The sequence below is a fragment of the Streptomyces sp. NPDC034037 genome, assembly GCF_055575715.1.
In genome coordinates, this window is sequence record NZ_JBVISC010000003.1 from 690607 (window position 1) to 705959 (window position 15353).

Sequence of the window (15353 nt, forward strand, 5' to 3'; positions counted from 1 at the left end):
ATTCATTGGGTAGAGTCTCATACGCACTGGCATCGTTTCCTTCAATGTCCCATACGCGCAGGCTATCCCACGAAAAGGAATCGCTATGACCGTAAGCTGGGCGAAACGCATCGCCGTCATCGAACCCGCTCCTAGTCCTGTGCGGTACGCCAGGTACCTCGCTCCGCACTGGAAAGGACTCACCCGCCTGGAAAGCGATAATTGCATTGGCCTCTTTCCGGCCGTGCTTCTCTTCGCCCTGGCCGCTTTGACTCTCTTCGGCGCGGGCGGAGCCAGCCTCGCATGGCTGACTGACGAATTGACCGGGCATCGCCGACTTCCATACCTCTGGTTGGTGTTCGACGCCGTCACAGGCGCCTCACTGGCACTGTCGTACTGGCTGGTCAGCCGTTATGCTCTGCGCTTCTACGAAGCGGAACCCTCATCGTCGCCCATCTGGCGGCTCGTCACGATCGCCAACACTGCTTGGCGCTGCCTGCCCGCTTATTACCGGGAAACTCAAAAGCCACGATTGCGAGCCGTCAACACCGCAGCACGTTTGCTGCTCACTGACCCCGACGACTCCCACACGCTCAGCATCCTCACGGAACACGCGGACGCCCTGCGCCACCTCGCCACCACGGTGCTGCACGAGGCGCAACACGAGCAGTCGGAAGACAGCACTCGTCCCGTGCCCTTCGCACGTTCAGGACGGTCGAAGGCGGGGCAGACCGCAGCCGTCCGTGCCTAAGAGCTCGTAACACGATCATGGGTTGGCCTTCTTGAGGCGTCTCCAGCAGATGAGGCTGGGCCAACGAGAGAAGGCGTAGCCCTTGCCACCGATAGGAGCGAAGCGGGGCGGCGGCGTGGCCGCCCGGGCCGTCCGGCTACGGGCGGGATGCCATCGACCGGGGCGAGGGTTCGGGTGACGTCGCTGACGTTTACCGCGGCGGTGATGACCTTGAGCGGGGTGCCGCGTCTCTCGCGGATCAGGTCGTTCAGCTCGGCGAGCAGGATGCGGTGCAGTTGGCCGAAGTCTCCGGCCTGCTGCCAGCGGTCCGGACGCCGCCAGCAGGTCTGCCCCGAACCGAATCCCGGCTTCAGCGGCAGGAGTTGCCAGGCTAGTCGTTGTAGAGGACGTACGGGATGCCCTTGCAGACACAGCCGGTCCGGTACCGGCCGTGGGCCCGGCGGCTTCTCTGGCCAGGGCGGCAGCAGCGGCTCGATCAGCGCCCACAAGTCGTCGTCCACGATCCACGGCCCGGTGCTCACATCCTCCCGAACGGCGTCATCGTCACATCGGTCATGCCGGACCAGGGCACTACAACAAGATCAAGTGACGAGCTCGTAAGACACGGTCTGATACCGCAACGGTCTTCGGCGTGACTGGCTGCCAGGCTGTTCGCCGGCCTGGGCATGGATGGGAGGGTCTTGGTGACGTTAGGGCGTAACGGGGAGGCCAGCGAGGTGACGCGAGTACGTCCCGGAGTACGTTCGCGAGCGTGACGCGGGCCAGCTCGTGCCTCAGGGTCTCCTCGATGCCCTCGTAGACGCTCCGCATCGCCAGCTGGATGCCGTGGCCCCCCACGCATCCCTGGTCCGGGGTGGTGCGGTGCATTGCGAACAGCGGGCCGGGTTCCACTGCCCCGTACATGTCGAGCAGGGTCATCGACTCCAGCTCGCGTGCCAGCTCTCCCACCAGCACACAGTCAAGGGACCGCCGATATGATTACTCGTCAGTAGAGTCAGCAAAGGGTCAGCATGAGTCCGATTAAACCTGGTCACACGTGCCGACACGCGCAAGCCGGGACCCGCGGTCGGGCCGATCACATCTGAGACCGGCCCAGCCCTTCCGGTACGCCCGCCGCGAGCGAGCACGACCTCTCCCGAGAGGCCTCCCGCTCGCCTGTCCCGGACGCAAAACCCCAGTTCAGCGCACCCTCCCCCGTGGTTTCAGCGGCACGTTCGGCAGTTCGGGGGCGGGGAGTGGGTCCCCGTCGTATCCCTTCACGACGCCGAAGCGGTCGCCGGTCATCCAGTCGTCACGGGCCCGTGCGATGTCCGCCTGCGTGCGGCCGATGAAGTTCCACCACATGACGATCCGCTCCTCGAACGGCGTGCCGCCGAGCAGGACGGTCCGGGCGGGTGCGTCGGTTTCGTTCGTCAGGGTCAGCGTTCCGTGTCCGGGGCCGAGGTACCCCAGTTCCGTCGGGCGCAGCGGCGTTCCGGACATGCGGACCTCTCCCTGGTCGACGAGCAGGCCGTGTTCGAAGTCCGGGGCGATGTCCAGGGTGACCACCGCGCGGGGTGCGAGGAGGAGTTCGGCGCCCAGCAGCGGTGTGAAGGTGGCCACCGGGGAGGTGTCGCCCGCGAGTGAGCCGAGGAACACCCTGATCTCGGCGCCTGCTACCCGGACCGTGTCCGGCGCGTGGTGACGGAAGTCGGCCGGCGTGTGGCGGTGTTCGCCGGGGAGCGCGACCCACAGTTGGACGCCGTGCAGGACGGTGGTGCCCGCCGTGGAGACCTCGGAGTGGCTGATGCCGTGGCCGCCCGTCATGAGGTTCAGCTCGCCGGGCCGCACCAGTGCGTGGTTGCCGAGGCTGTCCCGGTGCTCGATCTCCCCGGCGAAGAGCCAGCTCACCGTCTGCAGGCCGGTGTGCGGGTGGGGCGCCACGTCCATGCCACCCGTGTCGGCGACGACGTCGGGTCCGTAGTGATCGATGAAACACCAGGCGCCGATCAGCGTGCGGGCGCGCTGCGGCAGCGTGCGCCGTACGGTCATCGCCCTCGGACCGCCCAACGGGACGTCCCTCGCCGTCAGCACGTGGGCCCGCGTTGTCCGCTCGGCCATCGCTCGCTCCCCTCCCCTTGTGATTGCAACTTCAACAATTATCGCTGATCCCGCTGCACTTGCTCCTCCGTCCTGACGCTATTGCGGTTCACGGCGGCCGAGCGGCGCCTCAGCGCACCGCATGCGTCCCGACAGCGCACTGCCCCGGTTCCGATGCGCTGTGGGACCAGCACCGGTGCGCTGGAGGGCAACCGTCGCCGTCGTGCGGCTCCTAGCGTGGGATTCATCGGTGCCGACGCCATGTGTCGCGGCCCGGATTCGACACGCACCGGTTCATCCGGTCACCCGAGATCAGGGAGTCCTTCATGCCCGACGCCGCCGAAGTCATTCGTCCGGTCCTGGAACCGGCCGCCGCCGCTTTCGCCGAGGCGACCGCCCAGCCGCCCTACCTCTTCGAGCTGCCGCCCGCCGAGGGACGCAAGGCCGTCGACGAGGTGCAGTCCGGCGAGATCGCGAAGCCGGAGATCGACGAGGAGTGGGTGACCGTCCAGGGCGGCCCGACGGGCAGCGTCCGGGCACGCGTCGTCAGGCCCCGGGGCAGCACCGGCCCGCTGCCGGTGATCCTCTACATCCACGGCGCCGGCTGGGTGTTCGGCAACGCCCACACCCATGACCGCCTGGTGCGCGAGCTGGCCGTCGGCGCGCACGCCGCCGTGGTCTTCCCGGAGTACGACCTCTCCCCCGAGGCCCGCTACCCCGTCGCCATCGAGCAGAACTACGCGGTCGCCCAATGGATCGTCCGAGAAGGCGCCGCCAAGGACCTGGACGGCTCCCGGCTGGCCGTGGCGGGCGACTCGGTGGGCGGCAACATGAGCGCCGCGCTCACCCTGATGGCGAAGGCGCGCGGTGACGTGCCGCTGGTCCAGCAGGTGCTGTTCTACCCGGTCACGGACGCGGCCTTCGACACCGGCTCCTACCACCAGTTCGCCACCGGCTACTTCCTGCGGCGCGACGGCATGCAGTGGTTCTGGGACCAGTACACGACCGACGAGGCCGAGCGCGCCCAGATCACCGCCTCCCCGCTGCGGGCCACCACCGAGCAGCTCGCCGGGCTGCCGCCGGCGCTCGTCGTCACCGGCGAGGCCGACGTGCTGCGTGACGAGGGCGAGGCCTACGCCAACAAGCTGCGCGCGGCCGGGGTGGCGGTGACCGCCGTCCGCTTCCAGGGCGTCATCCACGACTTCGTCATGCTCGACGCCCTTCGCGGGACGCATGCCGCCGAGGCCGCCATCACCCTGGCCGTCGGCACGCTGCGCACGGCGCTCCACGCGGGCTGACCCCCCGGCCGCAGCCGAACCACCTCCCGAGACCCACAACGAGAAGAGCCACTTGTCATGACCGACAACACTTCCCTGCCCACCGCCGTCCTGGTGCACGGCGCGTTCGCGGACGCCGCGAGCTGGCGCGGCGTCGTCGCCGAACTCCAGGGTCACGGCATCCCGGTGATCGCGCCGCCCAATCCGCTGCGCGGCCTGGTCGCCGACGCCGCGTACATCTCCTCCGTGGTCGCCCGGATCGACGGGCCCGTGGTGCTGGTCGGCCACTCCTACGGGGGTGCGCTGATCACCGTGGCCGGAGCCGCGGAGAACGTCGTCGGGCTCGTCTACATCGCGGCCTACGTCCCCGAACAGGGCGAGAGCCTCGGTGAGTTGCAGGACCGCTTTCCCCTGTCCTCCCTCGTCAGCAACCTCACCCAGGCGACGTACCCGGTGCGGGACGGCGAGCCGGCCGTCGAGGTGACCATCCGCGCCGAGGCGTTCCCGGAGATCTTCGCCGCCGACGTGCCGGCGGAGGTCACCAAGGTCCTCGCGGTGTCCCAACGTCCGCTCGCCGCCTCCGCGTTCACGGAGCCGGCCGCGGTCGCCGCGTGGAAGACCACGCCTTCATGGGCGCTCGTCGCGGCGGCGGACCAGGCGATCAACCCCGACGTCGAGCGTTTCGGCGCGCAGCGGGCCGGCGCGACGACCGTGGAGCTGGCGGGCGCCTCGCATGCCGTCGCGGTGTCCCGGCCCCGGGAGGTCGCCGAGCTGATCCGGGACGCGGTGCGCGCCACGAGCTGACCGGACGAGGGACCGGCCGCCGGCCGTGCCCACCGTCACCCGTGGGTGAGCAGGCCCCTCCGCAGTTGAGCCAGGGTGCGGGACAGCAGACGTGAGACGTGCATCTGCGAGAGGCCGAGGGCGGCGCCGATCTCGGCCTGGGTCAGCTCCTGGCCGAAGCGCATCTCGATGATGCGGCGCTCCCGCTCGCCGAGTCCGGCAAGCAGCGGGGCGAGGGCGTGCAGGTGCTCGAAGGTCTCGATGGCCGGGTCCGGGGCGCCCATGACGTCGGCGAGCGAGCGGCCCCCCTTGTGCGTCTCGCCGTCGTCGCACGAGCCGTGCGGGGTGTCGATGGACCCGGCCGCGTATCCGTTGGCGGCCATGATCGCCTCCAGCGCCTGTTCCTCGCTCACCTCCAGATCGGCCGCCAGCTCCTTCACCGTGGGCTCGCGGCCGAGCACCGAGGAGAGCCGCTCCTGGGAGGCGGAGATCCGGTGGCGCAGCTCCTGGAGCCTGCGCGGCACGTGCACGGCCCAGCTCGTGTCGCGGAAGTGGCGCTTGATCTCGCCGAGGATGCAGGGCACCGCGAACGAGACGAACTCGAACCCCCGGCTCGCGTCGAACCGGTCGATCGCCTTGATCAGGCCGACGGTGCCCACCTGGACGATGTCCTCCAGCTGGCCGTTGCCGCGGTTGCGGAACCGGCCCGCCACGTAGTGCACCAGGGAGAGGTTCATCTCGATCAGGGTGGTGCGCGCGTACGTGTGGTCGGCCGACCCCTCTTCCAGGGTCCCGAGCCGCTCGAAGAACAGCTTCGACAGCTCCCGCGCGTCCTGCGGCGCGACCCGGTGGGCCTCCTCGATCAACGGGAGAGGGGCGTTCTCCGCCCGGTTGCCGGTCTCTCCCTGCATCCCTTCGGTCGGATCTACGGCCTGTTCCACGTCGGTGGCTCGAACGAACATCTTCTGTCTTCCCGTGTCGTGGCGTACTCGCTCGGGTCCGGTCCGGCTCAGGCCCCGAGGTCCATGAATGGAGGCTCCTTCGCGTGCTGCGCTGCGGTCTGCGGTGTGATTCCACAAGCGGAAGGCCGTGTACCGGGACCTTCCTCCCTCACCTCGGGGACCAAGGGCCTCGATCGCCCGAGGGCCGGCCGTGCCGTTCGGCCCTCTCCACACGGGCGGGATCGGGGGCCTGATGTGAGACTGCCTGTGAGGTGGTGATCACAGATGTCGAGCCAGCCCTGGGTGCCCGGTCCCGGCGAGCAGCTGCTGGAACAGCTGCTCGCCGCGGCGCACGCGGCGACCCCGGTGGACCTGCCCGGCCTGGTGCAGCGCTTCGCCGACGCCGCGGGGCTCGACCGCGTCGACGTGTACCTGGTGGATCTCCAGCAGCGCCACCTGGTGCCGCTGGCCGAGGGGTCGACCGCCCTCGGCGTGGACAGCTCCGTGGCCGGTTCGGCCTACCGGGCCCATGAGCTGCGCGTGGAGGAGCTGGCCCACGGGCGGATCACGACGTGGCTGCCGCTGATCGACGGAGTGGAGCGGCTGGGGGTCATCGGCGCCACGGCCTCGGTGATCGACGGCCTGCTGCTGCGCCGCTGCCGCACGCTGGCCTCGATCCTGGCCATGGTGATCACCTCGAAGCGCGCCTCCAGCGACACCTTCGCGCGTCGGACCCGGTCGCAGCCCATGGAGCTGCCCGCCGAGATGCTCCGGGCCTTTCTGCCGCCGAGGACCATCGGCAACGCCGACGTCATCTCGACCGCCGTGCTCGAACCGGCGTACGACATCGGGGGCGACGTCTTCGACCACTCCCTGACGCACTCCACCCTGCACGTGACGATCCTCGACGCCATGGGCCACAACCTCGCCTCCGGCCTGACGACCGCCGTGGCCATGGCCGGCTGCCGCAACGCCCGCCGGGCCAAGGTGGAGCTGCCCGAGCTGGTCGACACCGTCCAGGACGCGCTCGCCCAGTGGCTGCCCGAGCAGTTCTGCACGGGGATCCTCGCCCAGCTGGATCTGGCGGGCGGCGTGCTGCGCTGGTGCAACTGCGGCCATCCGCCGCCCCTGCTCATCCGCGGCCACCGGGTACTCGACCGCGCCCTGGAACGTCCGCCGCAGCCGCCCCTGGGGACGCCCGCGCTGCTCGCCCGCGCCAAGTGGGAGGTGCACGAGGAGGCGCTGCAGCCCGGCGACCGGGTGCTCATGTACACCGACGGCGTCACCGAGCTGCGGACCGGGGGCGACACGGAGTTCGGCCTGGAGCGGTTCACCGACAGCATCATCCGGGCCACCGCCGCGGGCGAGTCGGCCCCGGAGGCGCTGCGCCAGCTCATCCACTCCATCCTCGACCGGCAGCACAACCGGCTGCGGGACGACGCGACGCTCCTGCTGCTCGAATGGCGCCCCCCGGGCGCCCGGTGACCCCGCCTGTCACCAGCGTCGATGTCACCCCGGCATGTCATTACCCATAAATTGTGATGATTTGTCTTAAATTACTGCGGTCCCCCTCCCTCGGGCTCCCTGGAGATCGCATGAACCCTGTCCTGACGCGTGCCGTCACTTTCAGCGCCGGTCTGCTGCTGTGCGCCGCCCCCCTCACGGCGGCGCACGCCTTCGCCACCTCCGCCGACGACGACCCGGGCGCGGCCCGCAAGTCCGCGCCGCGCCCGACGCTCACCGCGCAGGCGACGGTGCGCGCCATCCCGGCCTGGCACCAGTTCCGGGTCCACGGCGCCGCCAAGAACATGCGCGCCGGGACGCGCGTGACGCTCCAGCAGATGCAGGGCAAGCGGTGGGTGTCCCTGCCGGCCCAGATGAACACCGCCCGCAACAACACGTACAACCTGCGCGTCAAGCTCGGCATCAAGGGCCTGAACAAGATCCGGGTCGTGGGCGGCGGCGCCGTCTCCAACACCGTCCAGGTCACCATCCGCTGACGCGAGCGGGTCAGGACGGCGGCCGCCTGCCGTCACTCCGGGCGCAGCCAGACCGTGGCCAGCGGCGGGAGCGTGACGCGCAGGCGGGCCGGCCTGCCGTGGGCGGGCTCGGGCTCGGGCTTCAGCGGGTGCGGGTTGCGCACCTCCCCGCCGCCGTAGCGGGCCGCGTCGGTGTTGAGGGTCTCCACCCACGCGTGCGGCTCCTCCGGGACGCCGAGCACATAGTCCTCGCGGAGCACCGGCGAGAAGTTGCAGACCGCCAGGAGCGGGGTGCCGTCCGCGGCGTACCGCAGGAACGCCAGGACGTTGTCCTGGGCCGCGTCCGTCACGATCCAGGAGAACCCGGCCGGTTCGGTGTCCTGCTCCCACAGGGCGGGAGCCGCCCGGTACTGGTGGTTGAGGTCCCGCACAAGGAGCCGTACGCCCTCGTGGTCGGGGCGCGCCGGGTAGGACGGGTCAAGCAGGCCCCAGTCCAGGCCGCTCTCCTGCGACCATTCGGCGCCCTGGGCGAACTCCTGTCCCATGAACAGGAGTTGCTTGCCGGGGTGGGCCCACATGAAGCCCAGGTAGGCGCGGTGGTTGGCGCGGCGCTGCCACCAGTCGCCGGGCATCTTGGAGACCAACGACTGCTTGCCGTGCACCACTTCGTCGTGCGAGAGCGGCAGGACGTAGTTCTCGCTGTAGGCGTACACCATCGAGAACGTCATCTCATTGTGGTGGTATTCGCGGTGGACCGGGTCGCGGCTGATGTACTCCAGCGAGTCGTGCGACCAGCCCATGTTCCACTTCAGCCCGAAGCCGAGGCCGCCGAAGCCGTCCGGTCCGGTGTGGTGGGTGGGCCGCGTCACCCCGTTCCACGCCGTGGATTCTTCGGCGATGGTGACGACGCCGGGGTTGCGGCGGTAGACGGTGGCGTTCATCTCCTGGAGGAAGGCGACCGCGTCCAGGTTCTCCCTGCCCCCCGATTCGTTGGCCGCCCACTGCCCTTCCTCGCGGGAGTAGTCGAGGTAGAGCATCGAGGCGACGGCGTCGACGCGCAGCCCGTCGATGTGGAACTCCTCGCACCAGTACGTGGCGTTCGCCACCAGGAAGTTGCGCACCTCCTTGCGGCCGTAGTCGAACTCCAGGGTGCCCCAGTCGGGGTGCTCGGCGCGCCGCCAGTCCTGCGGTTCGTACAGGTGCTCCCCGTCGAACGCCGCGAGCGCCCAGTCGTCCTTGGGGAAGTGCGCGGGCACCCAGTCCAGGAGTACGCCGATGCCCGCCCGGTGCAGTGTGTCGACCAGGTGGCGGAAGTCGTCCGGGGTCCCCATGCGGGACGTCGGGGCGTAGAAACCGGTGACCTGGTAGCCCCACGACCCGCTGAAGGGGTGCTCCGCCACCGGCATGAACTCCACGTGCGTGAAGCCCGCCTCCGTGACGTACGCCGTGAGCTGCTCGGCGAGCTGACGGTAGGTCAACCCCGGGCGCCAGGAGGCCAAATGGATCTCGTAGACGGAGAAGGGCGCCCGGTCGACGGGGCGGTCCGCGCGGTGGGCCATCCACTCGTCGTCCCCCCACACGTACGAGGACCGCGTGACGACGGAGGCCGTGGCGGGGGGCACCTCGGCGCGCCGGGCCATCGGGTCCGCGCGCAGGGTGTGGCTGCCGTCGGGGCGGGCGACGTCGAATTTGTAGAGGGTGCCTTCGTCCAGTCCGGGGACGAACAGCTCCCACACGCCGGTGGAGCCGAGCGAGCGCATCGGGTGGGCCGACCCGTCCCAATGGCAGAAGTCCCCGCAGACCCGCACGCCCCGCGCGTTGGGCGCCCACACGGTGAAGCGGGTGCCGCTCACGCCCTGGTGGGTCATGGGGTGCGCGCCGAGCGCCTGCCACAGCTCCTCGTGCCTGCCCTCACCGATGAGGTGCAGGTCCAGTTCGCCGAGGGCGGGCAGGAAACGGTAGGGGTCCTCGTACGCGACGTCCTGCCCGTCGTAGGTCACGCGCAGGGTGTACGGGGGGATCGCGGTGAGCGGCAGGACCCCGCAGAACAGGCCGTCGCCCGTGTCGTTCAGCCGATGGGTCCCCTCCTCGGTGACGACCGTCACCGCCTCGGCGTACGGGCGCAGCACCCGGAAGGCGACGCCGTCGGGCACGGGGTGCGCGCCGAGCAGCGCGTGCGGGTCGTGATGGGTGCCGGACAGGAGGCGCTCGCGGTCCGACGCGTCGAGCGGGGCGTCGGGCAGGCGGCCGGGGTCCTTGGCGCGCACGGGGGCCTGGGGTGCGGTGGTGGCGGTCGTTTCCACGGGTCAGCTCTCCTCTGCGAGGCGGGCGATCGCCGCCATGGGAACAGGTAGCCAGTCAGGGCGGTGCCTGGCCTCGTACAGCGCTTCGTACACCGCGCGGTCCGTCTCGTAGGCGCGCAGCAGCTCGGCCTCCGCGCGCGGGTCCCAGGTGGAGCCCGCGGCGTATCCGGCGCAGTACGCCTCGCGGCACCGTCGCAGCCACTCGGGGCCGCGGGGGCGCCGGGTGTGGGCCGCGTAGTCGAAGGAGCGGAGCATGCCGGCGACGTCCCGGATGGGGGCCTGGGGCCGGCGGCGCTCGTCGAGCGGCCTGGCCGGTTCGCCCTCGAAGTCGATGATGAACCAGCGCTGTTCGGCCCTGAGCACCTGGCCGAGGTGCAGGTCCCCGTGGACGCGCTGCGCCTCGCGGCCGGGGCCGCATCCGGCGACGGCACCGTACGCCGTCTTCAGACGGGGTACGTAGGGGTCGAGCGCCGGCATCTGCCGGGCCGCGGACTCCAGGCGCCCGATCATGGCGGCGGCCAGCGGGCTGCCGCCGTAGGGGTCCGGGGGCTCGGAGCCGAAGGCCTCGGCCAGCGCCAGGTGCACCTCGGCGGTGGCGCGCCCCAGTTCATGGGCCTCGGCGGCGAAGTCCTCGCCGGCGGCGAGGGAGCGCAGCGCCAGCGTCCAACCGTCCGTCGCCTCGGGGAGGAACGGCTGGAGCACGCCGAGTGTCGCCTTGCGCGGCTCGGTGGTCCAGAACCAGGCCACGGGCGCGGGCACCCGCGCGCAGCCGCCGCGGGCCAGCGCCCAGGGCACCTCCAGGTCGGGGTTGACGCCGTACTGCACGCGGCGGAACAGCTTCAGGATGAAGGAATCTCCGTAGACCAGCGACGTATTGGACTGCTCCCCGCCCAAGAGCCGGGGCGGGAGCCCCGTCGGCACCACGGTCCGCGCGTCCCGTTCGAACCGCAGCGGGCCCAGCTCGCCGGGGACGCGCAGGCGCTCCAGGAGAAGCCCCGCCGACCAGGGGTCGAGGAGGGCGTCGTACACGGTGAGGCCTTCGAGGGGGCCCGTGTCGGAGCGGCCGACGACGGCGTGCCGGAGCCGGGGAGGCACGTGCTCGCGCACGCCGAGCAGGAGTTGGTAGCAGTCCTCGGGCGAGCCGGCGGGGCCGGTGCGGATCAGCAGGTGCAGGCAACCCGGGTGCAGTTCGGTCGTGGACAGCACGGCCAGGTCCGTGACGGGGCGTCCCTTGCCCGCGAACCAGCGCTGCTCGGGCAGCCACGCGCGGAGCATCCCGGCCAACGAGGTCAGCAGCTGGGGAGGGCTGAGGCTGCCGGGCGACTGCGATGCGGTCTTCAGCATGCGACACGTCCCTTCAAAAGTGCACCGCGGGTGCGGCCGGACGTCGTGGCTGTTCGATCAGCCGGAACCAGTAGAAGCCGTGGCCCGCCAGCGTGAGCAGGTACGGCAGCTCGCCGATGGCCGGGAAGCGGACCCCGCCGATCAGCTCCACCGGATGACGTCCGTCATAGGCGCGCAGGTTCAGCTCCGTCGGTTGGGCGAAGCGGGAGAAGTTGTGCACGCACAGGGCCAGGTCGTCCCCGTGTTCGCGCAGGAAGGCGAGGACGGCGGGGTTGGAGGAGGGGAGTTCGGTGTAGGTGCCCAGGCCGAAGGCGGGGTTCTGTTTGCGGATCTCGATCATCCTGCGGGTCCAGTGCAGGAGGGAGGAGGGGGAGGACATGGACGCCTCGACGTTGGTGACCTGGTAGCCGTAGACGGGGTCCATGATCGTGGGGAGGTAGAGGCGGCCGGGGTCGCAGGAGGAGAAGCCGGCGTTGCGGTCGGGGGTCCACTGCATGGGGGTGCGCACGGCGTCGCGGTCGCCGAGCCAGATGTTGTCGCCCATGCCGATCTCGTCGCCGTAGTAGAGGATCGGGGAGCCGGGCAGGGACAGCAGCAGGGCGGTGAAGAGTTCGATCTGGTTGCGGTCGTTGTCCAGCAGGGGGGCCAGGCGGCGGCGGATGCCGATGTTGGCGCGCATGCGCGGGTCCTTGGCGTACTCCGCGTACATGTAGTCGCGCTCTTCGTCGGTGACCATTTCCAGGGTCAGCTCGTCGTGGTTGCGCAGGAAGATGCCCCACTGGCAGCCGGAGGGGATGGCGGGGGTCTTGGCGAGGATCTCGGAGACGGGGTAGCGCGATTCGCGGCGTACGGCCATGAAGATGCGGGGCATGACGGGGAAGTGGAATGCCATGTGGCATTCGTCGCCGCCCTTGGTGTAGTCGCCGAAGTAGTCCACGACGTCCTCGGGCCACTGGTTGGCCTCGGCGAGCAGGACGGTGTCGGGGTAGTGGGCGTCGATCTCGGTGCGCACGCGTTTGAGGAAGTGGTGGGTGGCGCGCAGGTTCTCGCAGTTGGTGCCTTCCTCCTGGTAGAGGTAGGGCACGGCGTCCAGGCGGAATCCGTCGATGCCCAGGTCCAGCCAGAACCGCAGGGCGGAGATGATCTCTTCCTGGACGGCGGGGTTGTCGTAGTTGAGGTCGGGCTGGTGGGAGAAGAAGCGGTGCCAGTAGTACTGCTTGCGGACCGGGTCGAAGGTCCAGTTGGAGGCCTCGGTGTCCACGAAGATGATGCGGGCGTCGCTGTAGGCCTTGTCGTCGTCGGCCCAGACGTAGTAGTCGCCGTAGGGGCCCTGGGGGTCGGTGCGTGAGGCCTGGAACCACGGGTGCTGGTCGCTGGTGTGGTTCATGACGAAGTCGATGATGACGCGCATGCCGCGCTGGTGCGCGGAGTCGACGAACTCCACGAAGTCGGCCAGGTCCCCGAACTCGGGCAGCACCGCCGTGTAGTCCGAGACGTCGTAACCCCCGTCGCGCAGGGGCGATTTGAAGAAGGGGGGCAGCCACAGGCAGTCGACGCCCAGCCATTGCAGGTAGTCGAGCTTGGCGGTGATGCCTTTCAGGTCGCCGATGCCGTCGCCGTCGCTGTCCTGGAAGGAGCGGACGAGGACCTCGTAGAACACCGCCCTCTTGAACCAGTCGGGATGACGCTCCTCGGCGGGCGTGTCCTCGAAGGTGTCCTGGACGGGCTCATTGACGATCACGATGACCCTCCGTTCTCCCCCGTCTGCGGCCGCACCAGGACGTGGGCGCCGCCGGGGCCGAGACGCACGTAGTTGGCGCCGCCCCACCGGTAGGTCTCGCCGCTCAGTTCGTCGCGCACCGGCACGGACGCGTGCCGATCCAGGCCCAGCCGCCCCAGGTCCAGGAAGACGGTGCCCTCCTGGGTGTGGTGGGGGTCGAGGTTGGCGACCACCACGACCAGGTCCTCGCCGTCGCGCTTGCTGTAGACGATGAGCGCGTCGTTGTCGGACCGGTGGAAGTGGAGGTTCCTGAGCAGGTGCAGGGCCCGGTGGCGTCGCCGGATTCCGTTGAGCGTGGTGATGAGGGGGGCGATGGTGCGGCCCTCCCGCTCGGCCGCCGCCCAGTCGCGCGGCCGGAGTTGGTACTTCTCCGAGTCCAGGTACTCCTCGCTGCCCGGCGCCGCCGCGGTGTTCTCGCACAGCTCGAAGCCGCTGTAGAGGCCCCAGGTCGGCGAGAGGGTGGCGGCGAGCACGGCCCGCACCTCGAAGGCCGGCCGCCCGCCCTCCTGGAGGTAGGCGTGCAGGATGTCCGGGGTGTTCACGAAGAGGTTCGGGCGCAGATAGGCGGCCGTCTCCACGGAGAGGTCGGTCAGGCAGTCGACGATCTCCCGTTTGGTGTTGCGCCAGGTGAAGTACGTGTACGACTGCTGGAAGCCGGCGCTGGCCAGCGCCCGCATGACCGCCGGGCGGGTGAAGGCCTCGGCGAGGAAGATGACGTCGGGGTCGGTGCCGTTGATCCGGGCGATGACCTCCTCCCAGAACACCACCGGCTTGGTGTGGGGGTTGTCGACGCGGAAGATCCGCACCCCGTGCCCCATCCAGAACCGCAGCAGCCGCTCCGTCTCCGCCACCAGCCCCGGCAGATCCCGGTCGAAGGCGAGCGGATAGATGTCCTGGTACTTCTTCGGCGGGTTCTCCGCGTACGCGATGGAACCGTCCGCCCGCTGCCGGAACCACTCCGGATGCTTGTCCACCCACGGGTGGTCCGGCGAGCACTGCAACGCGAAGTCCAGCGCGACCTCCAGACCCAGCTCGCCCGCGCGCCGCACGAACGCGTCGAAGTCCTCCAGGGTCCCCAGGTCGGGGTGGACCGCGTCATGGCCGCCCTCGGGCGAACCGATCGCCCAGGGCACACCCACGTCCTGCGGGCCGGAGGACAGCGAGTTGTTCGGGCCCTTGCGGAAGGTGCTGCCGATCGGGTGGATCGGCGGCAGGTACACCACGTCGAAACCCATGTCCGCGATCGCCGGCAGCCGCTCGGCCGCTGTGCGGAACGTCCCCGACACCGGCGGCGCGCCCTCCCGCACGACGGCACCCTCCGAACGCGGGAAGAACTCGTACCAGGAACCGAACAACGCCCGCCGCCGCTCCACGACCAGGGGCAAGTCGGCCGAACGGGTGACCCGTTCCCGCAGCGGATGGCGGGCGAGGACCGCGTCCGCCTCCGGGGTGAGCGCCGCCGCGAGACGGGCCTCGGGCGGACGCAGTTCGTCGCGGAGCGCCTGGGCGGCGGCCCGCAGCGTCCGGCGTGCCGTGCCGTCCGGTGCGCCGTCCGCCGCGCGCTCGTACAGCAGCGCGCCTTCTTCCAGTGTCACCCCGGTGTCGATGCCGGCGGGGATCTTGATCTCGGCGGCGCGGCGCCACCCGGTCACCGGATCCGTCCACGCCTCCACGGCGTACGTCCAGCGCCCCTCGGCGTCCGGTGTCACCTCCGCGCCCCATCGGTCGGTGCCGGGCGCCAGCTCCCGCATGGGGGTCCAGGGGCCGGTGCGGCCGTCCGGGCCGAGCAGGACGACATTGGCGCCGACCGCCTCGTGTCCCTCGCCGAAGAGCGTGGCCGTGACCTGGAAGGTCTCGCCGGGGACCGCCTTGACGGGGCGCCGGCCGCGGTCCAACGCGGGGGCGACGTCCACGATGGGCACGGTGGGAAACTCCGGCCCCCGCCGCGCCGAAGCAGCCGGCGCGGGAGAGGTCCGGGAGGGGGACGCCGACGCGGGAGACGCCCCTGCGGAGGACGCCGGCGCGGTGGACACCCGGGAGGGGGAAGCCGGCGCGGCAGACGGCCCTGCGGAATGCGCCGGCGCGGTGGACACCCGGGAAGGGGACGCCGGCGCAGGAGAAGCCGGCGCGGGGGCGG

At 70.5% G+C, this 15353-nt stretch carries 12 protein-coding genes and 1 pseudogene; 5 read left to right on the forward strand and 8 right to left on the reverse strand.

The genetic code is table 11. From position 1 onward, the window contains the following. The first annotated feature begins 85 nt into the window (after positions 1-85). The gene (locus ACZ516_RS13580) at positions 86-730 is read left to right on the forward strand and encodes a hypothetical protein (protein WP_469010177.1); all 645 of its coding nucleotides are present in this window, start codon (positions 86-88) and stop codon (positions 728-730) included. Here ACZ516_RS13580 and ACZ516_RS13585 read toward each other — a convergent pair. The 3 genes and pseudogenes from ACZ516_RS13585 to ACZ516_RS13595 form a co-directional block, all read right to left on the reverse strand. After that, positions 727-1251 (reverse strand): transposase, encoded by a 525-nt coding sequence (locus ACZ516_RS13585; protein ID WP_469010178.1) that lies wholly within the window; start codon positions 1249-1251, stop codon positions 727-729. The genes ACZ516_RS13580 and ACZ516_RS13585 overlap by 4 nt on opposite strands. A gap of 190 nt (positions 1252-1441) precedes the next feature. Next, positions 1442-1669, reverse strand: a pseudogene (locus ACZ516_RS13590) (Rrf2 family transcriptional regulator); the annotation flags it as partial. A gap of 240 nt (positions 1670-1909) precedes the next feature. Then, positions 1910-2830, reverse strand: a complete 921-nt coding sequence (locus ACZ516_RS13595) for a pirin family protein (protein WP_469010179.1) — start codon at positions 2828-2830, stop codon at positions 1910-1912. A 305-nt stretch (positions 2831-3135) separates the two neighbouring features. Between ACZ516_RS13595 and ACZ516_RS13600 the strand changes: the two genes are divergently transcribed. Further along, positions 3136-4107: an alpha/beta hydrolase gene (locus ACZ516_RS13600; protein WP_469010181.1), complete on the forward strand. Its 972-nt coding sequence runs from the start codon at positions 3136-3138 to the stop codon at positions 4105-4107. Between the two features lie 57 nt (positions 4108-4164). Beyond that, on the forward strand, positions 4165-4890 hold the full coding sequence (locus tag ACZ516_RS13605) for an alpha/beta fold hydrolase (RefSeq protein ID WP_469010183.1): 726 nt from the start codon (positions 4165-4167) through the stop codon (positions 4888-4890). 35 nt (positions 4891-4925) lie between these two features. Here ACZ516_RS13605 and ACZ516_RS13610 read toward each other — a convergent pair whose 3' ends face one another. Further along, on the reverse strand, positions 4926-5780 hold the full coding sequence (locus ACZ516_RS13610; protein ID WP_361088333.1) for a SigB/SigF/SigG family RNA polymerase sigma factor: 855 nt from the start codon (positions 5778-5780) through the stop codon (positions 4926-4928). A 315-nt stretch (positions 5781-6095) separates the two neighbouring features. On the opposite strand from ACZ516_RS13610, the gene ACZ516_RS13615 reads away from it, so the two are divergent. After that, the gene (locus ACZ516_RS13615; protein ID WP_361088279.1) at positions 6096-7295 is read left to right on the forward strand and encodes a PP2C family protein-serine/threonine phosphatase; all 1200 of its coding nucleotides are present in this window, start codon (positions 6096-6098) and stop codon (positions 7293-7295) included. Between the two features lie 110 nt (positions 7296-7405). Next, positions 7406-7810: a hypothetical protein gene (locus tag ACZ516_RS13620; protein ID WP_358589233.1), complete on the forward strand. Its 405-nt coding sequence runs from the start codon at positions 7406-7408 to the stop codon at positions 7808-7810. A gap of 32 nt (positions 7811-7842) precedes the next feature. On the opposite strand, the gene glgB is transcribed toward ACZ516_RS13620, so the two are convergent. Genes glgB through ACZ516_RS13640 form a run of 4 tightly spaced genes read right to left on the reverse strand, consistent with a single transcriptional unit; the run spans position 7843 to position 15309 of the window. Next, complete coding sequence (glgB, locus tag ACZ516_RS13625; protein ID WP_469010484.1) at positions 7843-10056, reverse strand: 1,4-alpha-glucan branching enzyme; 2214 nt, start codon at positions 10054-10056, stop codon at positions 7843-7845. Positions 10057-10095: 39 nt separating this feature from the next. Then, positions 10096-11436 carry a maltokinase N-terminal cap-like domain-containing protein gene (locus tag ACZ516_RS13630; RefSeq protein ID WP_469010186.1) on the reverse strand — a complete coding sequence of 447 codons (1341 nt, stop codon included), beginning with the start codon at positions 11434-11436 and terminating at the stop codon, positions 10096-10098. Between the two features lie 13 nt (positions 11437-11449). Beyond that, a complete protein-coding gene (gene treS, locus ACZ516_RS13635; protein WP_469010188.1) occupies positions 11450-13177 on the reverse strand; it encodes a maltose alpha-D-glucosyltransferase in 1728 nt (575 codons plus the stop codon). Further along, the gene (locus tag ACZ516_RS13640) at positions 13174-15309 is read right to left on the reverse strand and encodes an alpha-1,4-glucan--maltose-1-phosphate maltosyltransferase (protein ID WP_469010485.1); all 2136 of its coding nucleotides are present in this window, start codon (positions 15307-15309) and stop codon (positions 13174-13176) included. The genes treS and ACZ516_RS13640 overlap by 4 nt, the downstream gene beginning before the upstream one ends. Between the last annotated feature and the right edge of the window lie 44 nt (positions 15310-15353).

Coding starts and splice junctions, on each gene's coding strand:
- ACZ516_RS13630 (WP_469010186.1), bottom strand. CDS start 11,436: ATGCTGAAGACCGCATCGCAGTCGCCCGGCAGCCTCAGCCCTCCCCAG.
- ACZ516_RS13595 (WP_469010179.1), bottom strand. CDS start 2,830: ATGGCCGAGCGGACAACGCGGGCCCACGTGCTGACGGCGAGGGACGTC.
- ACZ516_RS13580 (WP_469010177.1), top strand. CDS start 86: ATGACCGTAAGCTGGGCGAAACGCATCGCCGTCATCGAACCCGCTCCT.
- ACZ516_RS13605 (WP_469010183.1), top strand. CDS start 4,165: ATGACCGACAACACTTCCCTGCCCACCGCCGTCCTGGTGCACGGCGCG.
- ACZ516_RS13615 (WP_361088279.1), top strand. CDS start 6,096: ATGTCGAGCCAGCCCTGGGTGCCCGGTCCCGGCGAGCAGCTGCTGGAA.
- ACZ516_RS13610 (WP_361088333.1), bottom strand. CDS start 5,780: ATGCAGGGAGAGACCGGCAACCGGGCGGAGAACGCCCCTCTCCCGTTG.
- ACZ516_RS13600 (WP_469010181.1), top strand. CDS start 3,136: ATGCCCGACGCCGCCGAAGTCATTCGTCCGGTCCTGGAACCGGCCGCC.
- ACZ516_RS13620 (WP_358589233.1), top strand. CDS start 7,406: ATGAACCCTGTCCTGACGCGTGCCGTCACTTTCAGCGCCGGTCTGCTG.